The following is an 18592-nucleotide window of genomic DNA, read 5'->3' as shown; positions in this document are numbered from 1 at the left end:
ATAGATATTTACTAAGGGAGGAACTGAAATGAAATTACGCGAACAAATGCCTGAACTTGCTGGTGCAACAGAATGGCTGAATGGACAAGTTTCAAAGGAAGAATTAGTAGGTGAAAAACCGACACTGATCCATTTCTGGTCTATCAGCTGCCACCTGTGCAAAGAAGCGATGCCACAGGTAAACCAGTTCCGCGATGATTACAAGGAAAAGTTGAATGTGGTTGCAGTTCATATGCCAAGATCTGAAAACGATCTTAACCTGGAAGAAATAAAGCAGGTTGCCGCAGAACACGGAATCACACAGCCCATTTTCGTTGACAGTGACCATAAATTGACAGAGGCATTTGAAAATCAATATGTTCCTGCATATTATGTTTTTGATCGTGAAGGCAAGCTGCGCCATTTCCAGGCGGGCGGAAGTGGCATGAAAATGCTTGAAAAACGAGTAAATAGAGTATTGGATGAATTGGAAAAAACAGAATAACAAAGGTTTGCTGTCTGCATAGAATGCGGGCAGTTTTTTTGTCGTCTAGGAAATTATAAAATTAAATGATGTGAATAACTTCTACAAGTTGTATTAATCTAGCTCCACAAGGAAAGCTTCGACAGCATATGCTTCGCACGAAGAAAAAGCGATAGCTTTTTCGAGGAGCACCCAGCCCCTCGTGGTCATAAGCCAAATCACTCCAGAAATCAGGATTTCCTGCGTGATTCGTCTTATGCCAGCTGGGGCTAACCAGGGCGCTTGCGCCTTTTGTTTTACAGGTTTATTCAAACCGATTTTTGTAACATTCTCGTTTCGTTTTCGTCATACTCTAAAACAGATACAGGGGGTGACGGTTTGAAAAAGTCTTTATGGGTAATTTTTCCGATGATATTCATTTTATTTTTAGTCGCATGCAGCGGGGAAAAAAGTCAGGAGTCAGGCAGCAATTCAAAAATGGCTGATAGTAAGTCGAATCAGTCAGCTGATTCAAGTGCACTTACAAGTAAAAACAATTCTGAGGATGCTCCTGTAAGTAAAGAAACGACAGCACCGAATGGGATGGTTATTTATCAGGCAGAATTGCAGCTTCGCGTGAAAAATTTTGAAAGTACTATTTCTCGGCTTGAGCATCGGGCTACAGCTTTAGGGGGATATGTTGTACAATCAAATATTGCCAAGGAAGGAAAGGAACAGATTAATGGCACTATTACAATCCGAATACCTCAAAAGTATTTTCAAACATTTATGAAGGATGCAGAGGGTACGGCGGCAGAGGTAATTGACAGGCATGTAACAGGGCAGGATGTATCCGAGGAGTATGTGGACCTAGAATCAAGACTTAAATCAAAGAGGGCGGTGGAAGCCCGTCTGATGGACTTTATGAAAAGTGCTGCAAAGACAGAGGATTTATTAAAGATATCATCAGACTTATCTGCCGTGCAGGAAGAGATCGAGAGAATTGAGGGCAGGATGAAATATTTACAAAACCAGACTCAATATTCTACCATCACGGTCAGTTTGTATGAAAATAAAGTAGTTGTCCCTAATCTGGATAAAAAATTAAATACATGGGAGAGGACTAAAAAACAATTTGTTTCGAGTACAAACACCCTATTAGCAGTTCTTTCCGGACTGGTGGTCTTCTTTATAGGCAACCTTCCCTTGTTTCTGATCTTAGCAATTTTAGGAGCTATTATCTTCTTTTTCTACAAACTCATTGAAAAAGGCAGGGGAAAGAACTAACCAAATTTTTTTAAACATTTAATTTCTTCCACTTAAAGTTTAGCCCGCAATTTTGCGGGTATTTTTTATTAAACGGAAAGGTAACCGTTCTATATGTGAAAGCGATCACAAAGTTTAGGCTCGTTAGATTAAAAAATGCTTTAATAATTGGGGGAAAAAAATGGAATTAGACAGCGTTAGCCTTAGCCGAATGCTGACCACGATGACCCTTGCCTTTCACATTATCTTTGCCACCATTGGAGTTGGTGTGCCTATCATGATTTCGGTTGCCGAATTTATTGGCATTAAGAAAAATGACTCCTATTACATATTACTTGCTCGCCGCTGGGCAAGGGGCTTTACAATTACGGTCGCGGTTGGAGTTGTTACGGGGACATGCATAGGCTTACAGCTTTCCATGCTCTGGCCAAGCTTTATGCGTATTGCTGGCCAGGTAATAAGTTTGCCGTTATTTATGGAGACATTTGCTTTTTTCTTTGAAGCAATATTTCTGGGTATCTATCTTTATACTTGGGACAGGTTTGAAAGGCCGCTATATCATTGGATAATTTCCATCCCTGTTGTAATTGGTTCGTCTGCATCAGCTGTCTTTATAACATGTGTAAACGCTTTTATGAATACACCTCAGGGCTTTAAGCTTAAGAATGGGGCAATAGTGGATATACAGCCATTTAAAGCAATATTTAATCCTGCTGTCCCATCAAAGGTTTTTCACGTGTTATCTTCTTCATATATGGCATCGGCATTTTTATTAGCTTCTATTGCTGCTTTCGCTATTCTAAGAGGGAAGAACAATCAATATTACCGAAAATCCTTAAAGCTAACGGTTGTGATGGGTCTGATTCTTTCGTTAGGAACGGCTTTGGCAGGAGACATCTCAGCAAAATTCCTTGCAGAAAAACAGCCTGAAAAGCTGGCAGCAGCTGAATGGCATTTTAAAACAGAAAGAGATGCTGATTTAATCGTATTTGGAACACTGAATAAAGAGAATCAGGTAAGAAATGCAATAAAAATACCAAAAATGCTGAGCTTTCTAGCTGGTGATTCCTTTAAAACAGAAGTAATCGGATTGGACAAAATTCCTAAGGATGAACAGCCTCCGCTGTGGATTCACTATATGTTTGATTTAATGGTGAGTATAGGTATGTATGGGATAGGGGTTTCTGCACTTTTTCTCCTTTTAAGAAGGTTGAAAAAGAATGAGTATATTAGATTGGTACTATGGCTGATATGTGCCACAGGCCCTTATCAATGCTTGCAATCGAGCTAGGCTGGATTCTAGCCGAAGTGGGAAGGCAGCCATGGATTTTGAGAGGATATATGAAGGTTGCAGAAGGAGCAACGAAGGCAGATAATGTAGGGCTGACGTTCTTGATGTTCCTGCTTTTATATATTGTCCTTGGAACCATTTCTGTTATGGTCTTAATCAAAATGTTCAGGAACAAATCTGCAGAAGCCGAGTATGCAGATCGTTATTCAAGTGCTTCTTAAGCTTATATCTCAAGGGGGAATGATGATGAGCCTGGAAATCCTCGGTATATCCGTTCTATGGACTTTTTTATTTGGATATTTAATTGTAGCATCAGTTGATTTTGGTGCAGGCTTTTTCGCATACTATGGAAAATTGACTAAAAAAGATCATGTCATAAACCATATAATCAGTCGCTATTTATCACCGGTTTGGGAAGTAACGAATGTTTTCTTCGTCTTCTTTTTTGTCGGGCTGGTTGGATTTTTCCCAGACACGGCTTTTTATTACGGGACAGCACTTCTCCTGCCTGGCAGTATTGCCTTGATTTTGCTTGCCATTCGTGGATCATTCTATGCGTTCGGAAACTATGGTCCAAAAGAAAACCGATTTTATTTATTTCTTTACGGAGCAACGGGTTTGCTCATCCCGGCAGCGCTTTCTACAGCTCTCACCATCTCCGAGGGAGGTTTCTTGCAGAAGAAGGGAGAATCGGTTGAACTGCTTACGGGGAAGCTTTTCAGCAGTCCTTATTCATGGTCTGTTGTTTTACTTGCGATTGTATCGGTTTTATTTATCAGCGCAGCCTTTTTAACCTTCTATGCGGACCGGCGAAGGATTTCGAAGCAATGCAATTGTTAAGGAAATTCGCGCTTTTTTGGAGTATCCCTACGATCCTGGCAAGTTTTCTTGTTTTCCTGTCATTGCGTGTACATAATTTAAGGCATTTTGAAAATGCACTTGAAATCTGGTGGATGTTCGGGTTATCGCTATTGTTCTTTTTGGCCGCCATTTTATTCATCTTGAAGAGAAAATACCTGGGCTGGGCATTCATTTTTGTGATGCTCCAATTCTTTTTCGCTTTTTTTGGATACGGAGCTTCACATCTTCCGTATATTTTGGAACCGTATATTAATGTTTATTCATCCTATACAAATGAAACGATGGGTATTACCCTTATTGCTGTATTTATAGCGGGGCTTCTATTGTTAATACCTTCATTGGTGTTAATTATGCGCTTGTTTTTATTTGATGCAGATTATGTGAAGGGCCAAAAGTAAGCAATTTGAATATAAATGATTTATGCTAAAATGATAGCAAAGAAGGCATATAAAAAGGAGAAGCAGATTGACTGCTTCTCCTTTTTATATTAAACCTCCATTATAATCGGAAGGATCATTGGGCGGCGCTTTGTTTTTTCATATAGGAACGGAGCTAATGTGTCCGTGATTTCATTTTTAATCTCAGACCATTGAGTCGTTTTGCGCTCCATTACTTTATTCAAGTGCTTATTAATCAGTGTTTGTGCATCATTGATAAGATCACCGGATTCTCTCATATAGACAAATCCTCTTGAAATAATATCCGGTCCTGCCGAAATTCTAAAATCCTTCATGTTGATGCTGACTACTACAACTACCAAGCCTTCTTCAGATAGAATCCGGCGGTCGCGCAGTACGATATTGCCGATATCGCCAATACCGCTTCCATCAATATAAACTGAACCAGAAGGGATTTTTCCAGCAACCTGAGCGGTATCCTCAGACAAAGCGAGTACTTCTCCATTGTCCATGATGAAGCAATTTTCCTCTTCTACTCCGCAATCCATTGCGTGTTTGGAATGCATTTTTTGCATCCTGTATTCACCATGGATAGGCATGAAGAATTTAGGCTTCATTAAACGCAGCATTAACTTCTGTTCTTCCTGTCCGCCATGCCCTGATGTATGGATATTGCTTAGCTTGCCATGAATTACGTCTGCGCCTGCTCTAAACAGCATATTAATCGTCCGGCTAACGCTGATTGTGTTGCCTGGAATAGGAGAAGAAGAAAAGACAACAGTATCTCCTGGTATAATTTGAATCTGACGATGAGTACCATTTGCGATCCTTGATAGTGCCGCCATTGGTTCGCCTTGGCTTCCAGTACACAGAATGGTGACTTTACTAGCTGGAAGGCGATTGATTTGCTGTGCTTCGATAAATGTATCTTTCGGCGCAATAATATAACCTAAATCCAGGCCGATATTAATTGCAGCTTCCATACTCCGTCCGAAAACAGCTACTTTTCTGCCGTTCTTGACCGCCGCTTCTACTACTTGCTGAAGGCGATGAATATTTGATGCAAAGGTAGCAAATATGATTCTGCCATCAACTTTTTGAAAAATGTCTTGGATGCTTTCGCCAACGCGGCGTTCTGACATCGTGAAATCTGGAACCTCACTATTTGTGCTGTCGGACAATAAGCAGAGGACGCCCTCTTTGCCGATTTCAGCCATTTTTGTAAGGTTAGCTGGTTCACCGACAGGTGTGAAATCAAACTTGAAATCACCCGTATGGACGATTTGTCCAGGCGGGGTTTTCACTACGATTCCGTATGAATCTGGAATGCTGTGTGTCGTACGGAAAAAAGTAACTGACGTTTTACGGAACTTTATAATGTCATCTTCTTTGATTTCAATTAATTTTGCAGTCCTTAGTAGGCCATGCTCTTCGAGTTTATTTTTTATTAAACCGAGTGCAAGCTTTCCTCCATAAATTGGGATATTTAATTGTTTTAACAGGTAAGGAATGCCGCCAATATGGTCTTCATGGCCATGTGTTACAAATAAACCTTTAATTTTTTCTTCGTTTTTAACTAAATAGGTGTAATCAGGTATAACGTAATCGATTCCAAGAAGTTCGTCCTCAGGGAACTTAATCCCTGCGTCAATTAATATTATTTCGTCCTGGAATTGGACTCCGTACGTATTCTTGCCGATTTCGCCAAGACCGCCAAGGGCAAAAACGGCAGTTTGATCGTTTTTAACAAATTTCATAAATTATCAAATCTCCAATACTTTATAGTCTTCATTTTGTTGTTCATACTCTAAATAATCGTTTTCGACTGCTTGTACAAATTCAATGTTATATCCGTGATCAGCCAATTTATTTCGAACATCTCTAACGGATTCACCTTCAACGTACACGGTTTTTGTTTTTTCTCTGACTGGCACCTGAGTAATGCTTTCCTGAAAATACACTTTAAAAACCATTTAATATCGCTCCTAACTCCACATAACTTTTTCTATTATATAAAATTTTAACAACTTTTTCATGTTATATCTTATTTCCGTTAAAAAAGGAAACGATTGGTTTTGAATGAAAAGGATGCTAAACGATTCGCTGTTTACCAATTTACAATAAGGAAGGAGCCCTTCGCAAGTTTGAAGGGCTCAAAATTTTAGGCAATAGTTTTTTTTCTAAGCAAATCTTTCCACTGTTTTAAAAGCTTCTGTCTTAGCTTCTTTAACATAGTGGATCATCTCCTTACTTCTTATTTTATACGATCCTTGTCCAATGTAAAGCAGCCAGGGGAGAATAAAAGAATTTTTATTTATGAAATTATATTTATACTTCTATTATATGATGAAAAAGTTAAAATTTTCATGGGTAAAGTTGGAATTGGCCTGACTGTTAGGAAATTGACAATTTTAATTGTAAGGTTTAGTGTTTTACTATTAAATAGACAGTATTTACAAATGGGGGTTGAAGATGGGCAGGTTATATAGTGCTTTGATTGTTCTCAGTTTGATTTGGGGAACTTCTTTTCTGTTTATTAAAATATTATTGGAGTCTCTTGATCCCACTGCGGTTGTTTTTGGACGCTGCCTGTTTGGATTTTTGATTCTGTTGGTGATTTTTTTATTCAGGAAAGAAAAATTTGATTTAAAAAACAGGCCCTGGGTTAAATTGTTCTTTGTGGCGCTGATGAATAACGCCATCCCATGGCTGTTAATCAGCTCAAGTGAGACGAAAATATCATCAAGCCTTGCTTCTATCATAAATGCTGCCACGCCTATATGGACACTAGTAATAGGCTTCCTTATTTTTTCATCTGCATTAAGAAAAAATCAATGGATCGGAATTATCGTTGGTTTTTTAGGGATTTTTATTCTTTCCGAAATAAAACCTGGTGATTTATTAACCGACCATGTGTCAGGAATCTTATTAATGTCGGGCGCAACCTTCTGTTATGGATTGGGGGGGCATCTGACAAAAAAATATTTATCTGATTTAACTGTTCTTGAAATATCCTTTTTTACAATGGGATTATCGACTGTAATTGGGCTGATCATAATGCTTGTGCAAGCGCCAGAGTCCGTTTCTGCGTTCGTGCATCTTTCTCTTATCGGGCCGTTTATGGGCGTGGGCGCCTAGGTTCAGGAATCGCCTATCTCCTATATTATTTTCTCGTACAAAAGGGAAGCCCGGAGTTTGCTTCACTAGTTACATATCTTGTCCCAGTTTCGGCTATTTTATGGGGAGCATTGCTTTTGAATGAATCCATTCATTTAACAATGATCATTGGTCTAATTGCCATTTTTGCTGGTGTTTATATTTCTTCTCTTAAAATGACCTCGAAGCCTAAGAAAAAGGCAGCAGCATAAACAGCAAGAAAAAGGAGTTTTTACAACATGAAGAAAATTGTATTTTTTGATATTGATGGTACTTTGCTCGATCACGAAAAAAATCTGCCTTCGAGCACCAAGGATGCGATTAGCGAACTAAAGCAAAATGGGGTTTTTGTAGCAATTGCTAAGGCCGTGCACCCTTTATGTTTGAAAGCTTACGGGAAGAGTTGGATATTGACTCCTTCGTTAGCTTTAATGGGCAGTATGTGGTATTTGAAAATGAAGTCATTTACGAGAACCCGCTTAATCAGGAGGAACTCGTTAAACTTATAGAGATTGCCAATGGAAATAATCACCCCATCGTTTTTATGAATGAGCAAACGATGAAATCGAATGTAAGACAACACCATTATATTGAAGAAAGCATGGGAAGCTTGAAGTTTACCCATCCAGAAGTAGATGAGCACTTCTATGAGGGAAGAAAAATCTATCAATCGCTCCTTTTTTGTGAGGAACGCTCAGAGATAGAGTACATGGATAATTACTCTTTATTCCATTTTATTAGGTGGCATCCTTATTCAGTCGATATCCTTCCCGCGGGAGGCTCAAAAGCTGAAGGTATTAAAAGAATGATCGAACGTCTGGGATTTGAAATGAAGGATGTTTATGCTTTTGGAGATGGCCTGAATGATATTGAGATGCTGAAGGCTGTCGGAACAGGTGTAGCGATGGGGAATGGTGCGGAAGAAGCAAAAAAACACGCTGATTTAATTACAAGTGATGTGGCAGAGGATGGCATCCGAAACGGGTTAAGGAAGTTGCAATTAATATAAAAACAGCCGCCAAACGGGCGGCTGTTTTTATATAACTATCTTTCAATCGGAATAGCGTTTTCAATAGGATTATAAGGATCTTCTTTATTGATATGATCATAAAACATAATTCCGTTTAAATGGTCGATCTCATGCTGGAAAACAACTGCTGGAAGACCTTTTAGCCGGAGTTTGATTTCGTTTCCATCGAGATCATTACCCTTGACCGTAACTCTTGCATAGCGGGGGACAAACCCGCCAATCGCCTCATCCACTGAAAGACAGCCTTCACCTGAGACAAGATAGGAACGTTCAACAGAGTGGCTGGCAATTCGTGGATTGAAAAGGGCGTAGCTGTAAAGTACACCTTTTTCATCATGAACATGGACAGCGATCATTCTTTTGGAAACATTTATTTGCGGGGCAGCCACGCCAATTCACGCCGTAGCCCATATTGTGCAGCCACTTCATCATTCTGGCTGTTCTGTACATATTCAAGTAAATCTCTAAGTATTTGTTTATCATTTTCCGATGGCGGCATTGGAACTTCTGCTGCAATTTTCCTAAGTGTAGGATGGCCATCGCGGATAATATCCTCCATCGTTAACATGTCAATTCACTCCTGTTTAAAAACTTGCTAATATCTGTCTCTAATTAGTCTATCAAACAATAAATAAAAAGTTAACAAGGTAAACATTAATTTCTATATTTTAAAATGAATTTATCTGTTTATGATGCCTCTAGGACTACGTTTAAAAAATGGAGAGGAGAAGGAACAAAGTCCTTCTCCTCTCCATTTTTTATCAGCACCAGCAGGCACAGCCGACAATTATCAGCAATATGAATAAAACAACGATTAAGGCAAATCCTCTTCCGCAGCCAACTCCTCCGACAACAGGATAACCATAACCGCATCCACCGTAACAACCATACATTCGGAAAAACCTCCTCCAGCTTATTTCACCCTTATTTAAATTTGGGGGGATGATTAATACAGCCTATGTTGGTTCTAAAATAATTGTATATGCCACAGCCCAGTAATAAATTTTTAAAATTGAAATAAAATTAGAAAGTTGGACTAACTATTTTATCTGTGCGATTTTCCGTATACGACTCTGTCTCTATTGTCAAACAGTTACATTATAGATATAGTATGAATTGTTAAATTGTAAGGGGGCTTATAAGTTGTCTTTTTTTACTAGGATTCGTCTAATTTTCGCTGTAATTTTCACTGTTCTTTTGGCAACGGGCTGCTTTTATCAGAAAACACCTGCTGAAAAAATGTACAAGGTCCTTGAAAAAGTCGTTTCTGTTGAGAAGGCATTTGAAAAACAACAGAAGCCGCTCATGTCATTAGAAAAGAAAGAAAAGATTGATTTTGATAAAATTATGAGTTTGGGCATGAAACAATTCGATCAAGTAGTTAAGCTTTCGGATGATGCTTACTCAATGGCAGATAAGCGGAAGGAACTAATGGGCAAAGAAGAAAAGAGCATGAAGGATTCCAAAGCTGAATTTGTAAAAGCCGCGAGCGTGATAAAGGAACTGGAAACAAATGAACAAAAAAAGAAAGCAAAAAATCTCTATTCCATCATGATGCAACGATATACAGCACACGATGTTTTATACAATGAATACATAGAGGGAGTCCAATTGGATCAAGAGTTATATAAAATGTTAAAGAATCAAAATATCACGCTTGATGCACTGGAAGCGCAAATAAACAAAATAAATGATAAGTATAAAAAAATCTTTGCGGCTAACGAAAAATTTAATGAATTAACTGAGAAATATAATAACCAAAAAAACTCTTTATACAAAAGCTTAGGACTAAAAATATCTGAGAAAAAATGATTACCTTAAAATCGGCGAAAATGCCGGTTTTTCTTTTTTTAGGCTGTTTTCGTATACATTGTTGCAATTTAAAGAGTAGTTGATTTCCACTCCAGGATGCTCGCTTTCCGCGGGGCGGGATGTGAGCCTCCTCGGCGCACAGCGCCTGTGGGGTCTCACCTGTCCCGCTGCTCCCGCAGGACGTTGAATCAGCTCCCTAGAATCAACACCGCACTAAGGAAATGCGATAGCATTTTCGAGGATCTCGCACCTTCCGCTCCAATTAACTCTTTTTCAATGATTTGCTTTTAAAAACCTATCTGCAAAACAACAATCTTTTAGAAAACAGCCTTTTTTTACTAAATCATCAAGTTAGAGAACCATTCTGTTTCAAAAAGAATTATTTATAATACAGAAGGTAAAAAACGATAATACAGATAGTTTTCTTTGTTTATTTTGTTTGCAAGGTGGGTATGATGAAAAATTTATATACTAATGAATTGACTAGCATTATTAAGATGATGTAAACTCGAAATGTGAAAAAAATATTGTATTAATTTATTTATACATACAACTAATACAGAATTAGAGGATGGCTGATTTAAGAAATTGCGTTTTTTGTGCTCCAATCTGTGGAAAACTATTAAAACGTGTGTTTTTTATTTGGCACTTTTTAAAGAAAACCATCATCAGCAGCCTTTTAAAAGCGTTGAAACATCATCATTAATTTTCGTCTTTAATCCGCTTTTTTGGGCAATCTAAATGAGTGTATGTAAATTACATTATTAATGTCTTTTTTTAAGAAAGGAAGAGGTGACCTAAATGGCTTCTAATACAAAGAAGGCAGAAAAGCTCGATGCGAAAAAAACGCTCGAGGCAGTGGAAGAACAGTTTCAAACGCTTCAGATTTTAAATGAAGAAGGCGAAGTCGTAAATGAAGCGGCAATGCCTGAGCTTAGTGATGAGCAGCTTCAAGAATTAATGAGACGCATGGTTTATACACGTATTCTTGACCAGCGCTCCATCTCCCTTAACCGCCAGGGCAGATTAGGATTTTATGCACCGACTGCCGGCCAGGAGGCTTCTCAATTGGCTTCCCAATTCGCACTTGAAAAAGAGGATTTCATTCTTCCAGGATATCGTGATGTCCCACAATTAATTTGGCACGGATTACCGTTGCACCAAGCGTTTTTATTCTCCCGCGGACACTTCCAGGGAAATCAGATTCCTGAGGGCGTAAACGTTATTTCTCCACAAATTATTATCGGTGCCCAGTATATTCAGGCAGCCGGGGTTGCTTTAGGTATGAAAAAGAATGGAGCGAAATCAGTTGCTATCACTTATACAGGTGACGGCGGTGCTTCACAGGGTGATTTCTACGAAGGAATTAACTTTGCAGGGGCATTTAAAGCTCCAGCCATTTTCATTGTCCAAAACAACCGTTTTGCTATTTCAACTCCTGTTGAAAAACAATCTGCTGCAAAAACTGTCGCGCAAAAAGCGGTAGCTGCAGGTATTCCTGGTATCCAGGTTGACGGCATGGATCCATTAGCGGTTTATGTCGCGGTTCGCGATGCACGTGAACGCGCTGTTAACGGAGAAGGCCAACATTAATTGAAACGTTGACATACCGTTACGGCCCTTATACCATGGCTGGTGACGATCCTACAAGGTACCGTACTGCTGACCTTGATAACGAATGGGAAAAGAAGGATCCTCTTGTACGTTTCCGTAAATTCCTTGAAAACAAAGGTCTTTGGAACGAAGAGAAGGAAAACGAAGTAATTGAAAAAGCAAAAGAAGATATTAAAGAGGCTATCAAGAAAGCGGATGCTGCTCCAAAGCAAAAAGTAACTGACTTAATGTCCTTTATGTTTGAAGAGATGCCTCAAAACCTTAAAGAACAATATGAAATTTACAAAGCAAAGGAGTCGAAGTAAGTCATGGCTCAAATGACAATGATTCAAGCAATCACTGATGCGTTGCGCATAGAACTTCGCAACGATCCGAAAACTCTAGTATTCGGGGAGGACGTTGGAGTTAACGGCGGTGTGTTCCGTGCTACTGAAGGCCTTCATAAAGAATTTGGAGAAGACCGCGTATTTGATACTCCGCTTGCGGAATCTGGTATCGGTGGTTTGGCAATCGGTCTTGCTTTAACTGGATATCGTCCAATCCCTGAGATTCAATTCTTTGGATTCGTATTTGAAGTAATGGACTCAATTGCGGGCCAAATGTCGCGTATGCGATACCGTTCTGGCGGCCGTTATAATATGCCTGTTACTGTGCGTTCCCCGTTTGGTGGCGGTGTTCACACACCGGAACTGCACTCTGACAGCCTTGAAGGCTTAATGGCACAAACTCCTGGTTTGAAGGTAGTTGTTCCTTCGACTCCATATGACGCAAAGGGATTATTGCTGTCAGCTATCCGCGATAACGACCCGGTCATTTTCCTTGAGCATTTGAAGCTTTACCGTGCGTTCCGTGAGGAAGTTCCTGAAGAAGAATACACAATTCCACTTGGAAAAGCAGATGTAAAGCGTGAAGGAACTGACTTATCCATCATTACTTATGGTGCAATGGTTCACGAATCATTAAAAGCAGCGGAAGAATTAGAAAAAGAAGGATATTCTGTAGAAGTAGTAGACCTTCGTACAATCAGCCCGCTTGATATCGATACAATTATTGCCTCTGTTGAAAAAACAGGGCGTGCTATGGTAGTCCAGGAAGCTCAAAAACAAGCCGGAGTTGCAGCTAATGTTGTAGCTGAAATCAATGACCGCGCTATTTTAAGCCTAGAGGCACCAGTACTGCGCGTTACAGCTGCAGATACGATCTATCCTTTCTCACAAGCGGAAACCGTTTGGCTTCCTAATTATAAAGACGTAATCGAAACAGCAAAAAAAGTTTTAACATTCTAGAAAAGCGTTAACGTTCGTTTTCGGCGCTGGAGCTAGACAATAATTAAGAACGGGAAATAGTATTGACTGTTTCCCTCTTGCTTTTCAAATTATGATGCAGAAAACATGCACATTAGGAGGATGAACCACAGTGTCATTTCAATTTAAAATGCCTGATATCGGTGAAGGTATTCACGAAGGCGAAATTGTCAAATGGTTTATTAAACCGGGCGATAAAATTCAAGAAGATGACGTATTATGCGAAGTGCAAAACGATAAAGCTGTCGTTGAAATTCCTTCCCCAGTTGAAGGTACAGTCCTAGAGGTTTTAATCGGAGAAGGTACTGTTGCGACTGTTGGACAGGTTCTTGTTACATTTGATGCACCGGGTTATGAAAACCTTCAGTTTAAGGGTGATGACCATGGTGATGATGAGCCTAAGGCAGAAGAGAAAACTGAAGCTCAGGTTCAATCAACCCTGGAAGCAGGACAGGATATCAAGAAAGAAGCACCAACACCACAAGCTGCCAATGCTCCTACAGGCGCTGGAGCACAGCCACAGGTAGATGTTGATCCTGACCGCCGTATTATTGCAATGCCTTCTGTGCGTAAATATGCACGTGAAAAAGGCGTAGAAATCCGCCAGGTTGCTGGTACAGGCAAAAATGGGCGTATCATGAAAAATGATATTGATTCCTTCTTAACTGGAGGTGCTCAAGCTCCTTCTGCACCTGTTGAAGCAGCAGCAGCAGCTCCTAAAGCAGAAGAAACAAAAGCTTCAGCTGCACCTATTCCACAGGGTGAATATCCTGAAACTCGTGAGAAGATGAGCGGTATCCGTAAAGCTATTGCAAAAGCGATGGTTAATTCCAAGCATACAGCTCCACACGTTACTCTTATGGATGAAATCGATGTTACAAAGCTTTGGGCTCACCGCAAGAAGTTTAAGGACGTGGCTGCCCAAAAAGGCATCAAGCTTACATTCTTGCCATATATCGTAAAAGCATTAACAAGTGCGCTTCGTGAATTCCCTGCGTTGAATACATCATTGGATGATGCTACAAGTGAAATCATCCATAAGCATTATTACAATATCGGAATTGCTGCTGATACTGAAAAAGGCTTGTTAGTTCCAGTAGTAAAGGATGCTGACCGTAAGTCTGTCTTCTCAATTTCAAATGAAATTAATGAACTTGCAGGTAAGGCACGTGAAGGCAAGCTTGCTCCTAATGAAATGAAAGGTGCTTCATGCACAATCTCAAATATCGGTTCTGCAGGCGGACAATGGTTCACACCTGTTATTAACCACCCAGAGGTTGCTATTCTTGGAGTGGGCCGAATTGCAGAAAAGCCAATCGTAAGGGACGGAGAAATCGTGGCAGCACCTGTATTGGCTTTGTCATTGAGCTTTGACCACCGCATGATTGACGGTGCTACTGCACAGAATGCGCTAAACCATATCAAGCGTTTATTGAACGATCCAGAACTTTTGTTAATGGAGGGGTAATAAATGGTAGTTGGAGATTTTCCTATTGAAACAGATACTATAGTCATCGGTGCACCTGGCGGTTATGTAGCAGCCATTCGTGCTGCACAGCTAGGGCAAAAAGTAACAATCGTAGAAAAGGGTAACCTTGGCGGCGTTTGCTTAAACGTCGGATGTATTCCTTCAAAGGCGTTAATTGCTGCTGGCCATCGTTATGAAACAGCAAAGCATTCTGATGATATTGGAATCACTGCTGAAAATGTTAAGGTTGATTTTTCAAAAGTTCAAAAGTGGAAAGAAAGTGTTACGAAAAAGCTTACTGGCGGCGTAGAAGGACTTTTAAAAGGTAATAAGGTCACAATCGTTCGCGGTGAAGCATTTTTTGTAGATGGCAATACGCTTCGTGTAATGGATGAAAATTCCGCACAAACGTACACTTTTAAAAATGCGATCGTTGCAACAGGATCTCGCCCAATTGAGCTTCCTGCATTTAAATATACAAAACGTGTTCTTGACTCAACGGGTGCACTAGCTCTTCAAGAAATTCCTGAAAAAATCGTTGTAATTGGCGGCGGCTATATCGGAACGGAACTTGGCGGAGCTTATGCAAACTTCGGAACACAGGTTACAATCCTTGAAGGAACAGATGAAATCCTAAACGGATTTGAAAAGCAAATGTCTGCTCTTGTTAAACGCAACCTTAAGAAAAAAGGCACTGAAATCGTTACAAAAGCGCTTGCTAAGGGTGTAGAAGAAACAGAGAACGGTGTTACAGTTTCTTACGAGGTAAAAGGCGAGCTTCAAAAGGTTGAAGCGGATTATGTATTTGTCATGGTTGGACGCCGTCCAAATACGGATGAATTAAGCCTTGAACAAGCAGGCGTTGAAATGACTGAACGCGGAGTTATTAAAATTGATAAGCAATGCCGTACTAGCGTAAGCAATATTTACGCGATTGGTGACATTGTTGAAGGTCCTCCTTTGGCTCATAAAGCGTCATACGAAGGCAAAATTGCTGCAGAAGCAATTAGCGGACATCCTGCTGAAATCGACTACCTTGCTATTCCTGCTGTTGTATTCTCTGATCCAGAATTGGCATCAGTCGGCTACACAGAAGCACAGGCAAAGGAAGAAGGTATCGAAGTCGTTGCTGCTAAGTTCCCATTCGCAGCAAACGGCAGTGCCCTTGCTTTAAACAGCACTGACGGCTTTGTGAAGCTTGTAACTCGTAAAGAAGATGGCCTTGTGATCGGTGCCCAGATTGCCGGATCAAGTGCTTCTGACATGATCGCTGAGCTTCGCCTGGCAATCGAAGCTGGAATGACAGCTGAAGATCTTGCCATGACAATCCATGCACATCCAACTCTTGGAGAAATTACAATGGAAGCAGCTGAAGTAGCAATCGGAAGCCCAATCCATATTATCAAATAAGATAAAGAAAAAAGTGACAGGCACCTTCCGAATTTTGGATGGTGCCTGTCACTTTATTATTTGTGAAACGTTTTTAATTATTTGGTTCTTTGATGCACTGCCATTAATTTTTACCATCATCTGGTCCTTATACATAACGATAATAGCGGGGGATTTCTCGACATTGAATGATTTATAATAATCTTTTTCCTTCGATTTGTTCAGCACCATCATATGGTCCATTTCCTTTGGGAAGTTCTTTTTTAATTCTATTAAGGCATCGTAATATGCTGCCTCCTGGCCTAATTCCTTCTCATCTGAGAAGAAAATGACTTGTTTTACATTTCGGTTAAAGGCCATTTTTTTTGAAGCCTGGTTATTATTACAAGAGGCGCTAAGCAACAGTAAAGAAAAGATAAAAATGTATGGCAGTCCTTTCATTTCTTCTTGCCTCACTTCTCTTAAAATTATATTTTATAGGCTGAGCTGTTTTCTAAAAGATTGTTGTTTGGCAAATAGGTTTTTAAAAACAAATCGTTGAAACAGAAGTTGATTGGAGCGGAAGGTGCGAGACTCCTGCGGGAGCAGCGGGACAGGTGAGACCCCGCAGGCGCTGTGCGCCGAGGAGGCTCACCGCCCGCCCCGCGGAAAGCGAGCATCCTGGAGTGGAAATCAACTACTCCTTATATAGCAACAAAGTATACGAAAACAGCAATTTTATGAAATTAACTATCCAAATAATATCCATTTGATTTTCATTTTATCATGGTCTTTTAATGGATTCGGGCTTGTCATCTAAATGTTATAGAAATGAAAAATATATTCCTTAATCCTTTCATATAATTCAGGAACAGCATGTTCAGCCAGCATGAACTACCTATCAGCGATGGTGGTGTCCAATGAAAATCTATGTTGTCATCCTGCTGCAATTTATTCTGTGGAGTGGATATACGCTTACTGCTTGGCTTTCAAAGCATGATCAGCCCGTATTCAATGTCATTATGTTTTTTATCTTCTTTTATTTAGCTTTTCAGATTGGAAATACAATTACAAAATCAGCGCGGCAAACTTTGATTGTTACCGCTGCCAGCCTTTTGCTTTACTGTTCTTTCCATGCAGCAATGTCCCTGTTTAGCCAGTAAAATCGCCGTTTGCTTTAAACTAAAAAAAACACAGCCTATTGGCTGTGTCAAAATGAATTGCGATCCGTCTTTTTAAAGAAACGAATAAAGATGCTGCTTAACGACAATACAAGAGCAAATATAATGATGATCGAAAGAATCAATGCTACGGGCTTGAGGTGGGTCTTTGTTTTAAGGGGAGATTGAAAATTGGCTTCTGCCGGGTAGTTTTTATCTTTTTCAGGAAGAAGGGCTATTTGCTCCAAAAAGGGGAGAGGCCCGCCAAAATGGACAGTTTGCCTGAGCGGTTCTGGCTTCTTCTCAAAATAGGTTTTAAAATAATATGGAGATACACCTGTAAGGATTATGCTGATGATTAATGCAGTGATGATAAGTTTCTTGCTCATTCTAAACCTCCTGGTTTCCTGTTATAAAAAAGGAACAGCTGCGCGCTGTTCTTTTTCAAGTATTTCGCTGTTATTTCCTAGGATTATAATACATCACTCTTCCGTTAAATAAATGAAGCTCTGCCTGCAATTTCTTTGCAAGGAATTTACAAAACTCATTTGCTTTGCCTTTGTCGCCAAAAGTACAGCCTTCTGGAAGGGTTACCTGTATATAAGATTGTTCAAATGCCTCGCCGTTTTCAGCGGTAACTGTTTCTTTATCAGTTCCGACAAGTATAGCATAATATCGGTCATTGTCTGAGTGAAGATAAAACCACTTGCCTGCTCCCTCAGTTGTTTCTTTTATATCGTATGGAAAAGCAGCCTCTCCAAATTCCCAATCAACCTGATCACCTGTTTTTGCAGTAATACTCTTATAATAATGAAAAAGCTCTTTTACTTCATCAATGTTGATCTCTTTTTTTGCAGATGAAGAAACTAATTTAATATACGCATTTTCCGCCATCGCCTTTCCCCCTCAAGACTAATTGCTCTTCGTATCAATTCTAGCATTCTATAAAATCGGATGACAACTGTTCATGGGATAAATTCCTTGTTTTAAAGTAAAAAATAAATTATAATAATATTCTAAATATTAAAAAAGGAGGAGTGCAATGGATTTCTTTGAAAAACTTTATGACGAGCACGAAAATGTAAATGTTAGATTTATTGGTTTTGCGACGGACCATGCGCGCTATGATTTCGGCATCGTATTTACTAATATGTTTTTCGGAAAGCCCTTAGTTGTATGCATGCAGACTGGCCGCTCAACTCTCCTTGACCCCCAGGACATTCAAGACACCGAATACTTGCAGAATGTTTTCCGTATCTCCTGTAAACACCAAGCCGCTGATTTAGTTGAATTTTTTAGTGAGGCTCTCCCTGCAATTCAATATGATATCCAATATGAATAAATACTTTAAGCAGGCAGCTCTTTATGCCTGCTTTTAATAATTTATACATAAAAAAGATACAGATATTTTTATATGTGTTA

Annotated in this window: 16 protein-coding genes and 5 pseudogenes; 14 read left to right on the top strand and 7 right to left on the bottom strand. The window is 39.7% G+C overall.

Annotated elements, in window-relative coordinates; translation table 11 throughout:
• The first annotated feature begins 28 nt into the window (after positions 1–28).
• The 4 genes and pseudogenes from RCG23_RS05180 to RCG23_RS05165 all read left to right on the top strand — a co-directional run bounded on the left by RCG23_RS05180 (position 29) and on the right by RCG23_RS05165 (position 4258).
• On the top strand, positions 29–484 hold the full coding sequence (locus RCG23_RS05180) for a TlpA disulfide reductase family protein (protein ID WP_308178857.1): 456 nt from the start codon (positions 29–31) through the stop codon (positions 482–484).
• 357 nt (positions 485–841) lie between these two features.
• Positions 842–1729: a DUF4349 domain-containing protein gene (locus RCG23_RS05175; RefSeq protein ID WP_308178856.1), complete on the top strand. Its 888-nt coding sequence runs from the start codon at positions 842–844 to the stop codon at positions 1727–1729.
• Between the two features lie 160 nt (positions 1730–1889).
• Positions 1890–3220 (top strand): annotated as a pseudogene (locus tag RCG23_RS05170) (cytochrome ubiquinol oxidase subunit I).
• A gap of 25 nt (positions 3221–3245) precedes the next feature.
• Positions 3246–4258: pseudogene (locus RCG23_RS05165) on the top strand (cytochrome d ubiquinol oxidase subunit II).
• Positions 4259–4347: 89 nt separating this feature from the next.
• Here RCG23_RS05165 and rnjA read toward each other — a convergent pair.
• Positions 4348–6015, bottom strand: a complete 1668-nt coding sequence (rnjA, locus tag RCG23_RS05160; protein WP_308178855.1) for a ribonuclease J1 — start codon at positions 6013–6015, stop codon at positions 4348–4350.
• A 6-nt stretch (positions 6016–6021) separates the two neighbouring features.
• Positions 6022–6231, bottom strand: a complete 210-nt coding sequence (locus RCG23_RS05155) for a DNA-dependent RNA polymerase subunit epsilon (RefSeq protein WP_308178854.1) — start codon at positions 6229–6231, stop codon at positions 6022–6024.
• A 499-nt stretch (positions 6232–6730) separates the two neighbouring features.
• Between RCG23_RS05155 and RCG23_RS05150 the strand changes: the two genes are divergently transcribed.
• The 3 genes and pseudogenes from RCG23_RS05150 (at position 6731) to RCG23_RS05140 (ending at position 8423) form a co-directional block, all read left to right on the top strand.
• Entirely contained in the window at positions 6731–7396 is a 666-nt protein-coding gene (locus tag RCG23_RS05150) for a DMT family transporter (RefSeq protein ID WP_308178853.1), read from the top strand.
• Positions 7288–7626 (top strand): EamA family transporter, encoded by a 339-nt coding sequence (locus RCG23_RS05145; protein ID WP_308179969.1) that lies wholly within the window; start codon positions 7288–7290, stop codon positions 7624–7626. The genes RCG23_RS05150 and RCG23_RS05145 overlap by 109 nt, the downstream gene beginning before the upstream one ends.
• A 27-nt stretch (positions 7627–7653) precedes the next feature.
• Positions 7654–8423 (top strand): annotated as a pseudogene (locus RCG23_RS05140) (Cof-type HAD-IIB family hydrolase).
• Between the two features lie 35 nt (positions 8424–8458).
• On the opposite strand, the pseudogene def reads toward RCG23_RS05140, so the two are convergent.
• Positions 8459–9012, bottom strand: a pseudogene (gene def, locus RCG23_RS05135) (peptide deformylase).
• A 193-nt stretch (positions 9013–9205) separates the two neighbouring features.
• Positions 9206–9337, bottom strand: coding sequence for a YjcZ family sporulation protein (locus tag RCG23_RS05130; protein ID WP_308178852.1), 132 nt, complete (start codon positions 9335–9337; stop codon positions 9206–9208).
• Positions 9338–9587: 250 nt separating this feature from the next.
• On the opposite strand from RCG23_RS05130, the gene RCG23_RS05125 reads away from it, so the two are divergent.
• From RCG23_RS05125 to lpdA, 5 genes and pseudogenes are all read left to right on the top strand, one after another.
• The gene (locus tag RCG23_RS05125) at positions 9588–10256 is read left to right on the top strand and encodes a YkyA family protein (RefSeq protein ID WP_308178851.1); all 669 of its coding nucleotides are present in this window, start codon (positions 9588–9590) and stop codon (positions 10254–10256) included.
• Between the two features lie 801 nt (positions 10257–11057).
• A pseudogene (gene pdhA, locus RCG23_RS05120) lies at positions 11058–12175 on the top strand (pyruvate dehydrogenase (acetyl-transferring) E1 component subunit alpha).
• Positions 12176–12178: 3 nt separating this feature from the next.
• The gene (locus RCG23_RS05115; protein ID WP_308178850.1) at positions 12179–13156 is read left to right on the top strand and encodes an alpha-ketoacid dehydrogenase subunit beta; all 978 of its coding nucleotides are present in this window, start codon (positions 12179–12181) and stop codon (positions 13154–13156) included.
• Between the two features lie 130 nt (positions 13157–13286).
• Positions 13287–14642 (top strand): dihydrolipoamide acetyltransferase family protein, encoded by a 1356-nt coding sequence (locus RCG23_RS05110; RefSeq protein ID WP_308178849.1) that lies wholly within the window; start codon positions 13287–13289, stop codon positions 14640–14642.
• A 3-nt stretch (positions 14643–14645) separates the two neighbouring features.
• Positions 14646–16052 (top strand): dihydrolipoyl dehydrogenase, encoded by a 1407-nt coding sequence (gene lpdA, locus RCG23_RS05105; protein ID WP_308178848.1) that lies wholly within the window; start codon positions 14646–14648, stop codon positions 16050–16052.
• A gap of 48 nt (positions 16053–16100) precedes the next feature.
• Here the strand turns inward: lpdA and RCG23_RS05100 are convergent, their stop codons facing one another.
• Entirely contained in the window at positions 16101–16472 is a 372-nt protein-coding gene (locus RCG23_RS05100) for a small peptidoglycan-associated lipoprotein (RefSeq protein WP_308178847.1), read from the bottom strand.
• A gap of 458 nt (positions 16473–16930) precedes the next feature.
• Between RCG23_RS05100 and RCG23_RS05095 the strand changes: the two genes are divergently transcribed.
• On the top strand, positions 16931–17173 hold the full coding sequence (locus RCG23_RS05095; protein ID WP_308178846.1) for a hypothetical protein: 243 nt from the start codon (positions 16931–16933) through the stop codon (positions 17171–17173).
• Between the two features lie 47 nt (positions 17174–17220).
• Here the strand turns inward: RCG23_RS05095 and RCG23_RS05090 are convergent, their stop codons facing one another.
• The gene (locus tag RCG23_RS05090; protein ID WP_308178845.1) at positions 17221–17559 is read right to left on the bottom strand and encodes a hypothetical protein; all 339 of its coding nucleotides are present in this window, start codon (positions 17557–17559) and stop codon (positions 17221–17223) included.
• Between the two features lie 70 nt (positions 17560–17629).
• On the bottom strand, positions 17630–18064 hold the full coding sequence (locus RCG23_RS05085) for a DUF1885 family protein (RefSeq protein WP_308178844.1): 435 nt from the start codon (positions 18062–18064) through the stop codon (positions 17630–17632).
• Positions 18065–18212: 148 nt separating this feature from the next.
• On the opposite strand from RCG23_RS05085, the gene RCG23_RS05080 reads away from it, so the two are divergent.
• A complete protein-coding gene (locus RCG23_RS05080; RefSeq protein WP_308178843.1) occupies positions 18213–18512 on the top strand; it encodes a DUF3055 domain-containing protein in 300 nt (99 codons plus the stop codon).
• The last annotated feature ends 80 nt before the right edge of the window (positions 18513–18592 follow it).

It is taken from the genome of Neobacillus sp. PS3-34 (assembly GCF_030915465.1).
Taxonomy (GTDB): Bacteria; Bacillota; Bacilli; order Bacillales; family Cytobacillaceae; genus Neobacillus_A.
The sequence above is the reverse complement of the archived record's forward strand: the minus strand, read 5'-3'. Positions and strand labels throughout refer to the sequence as shown.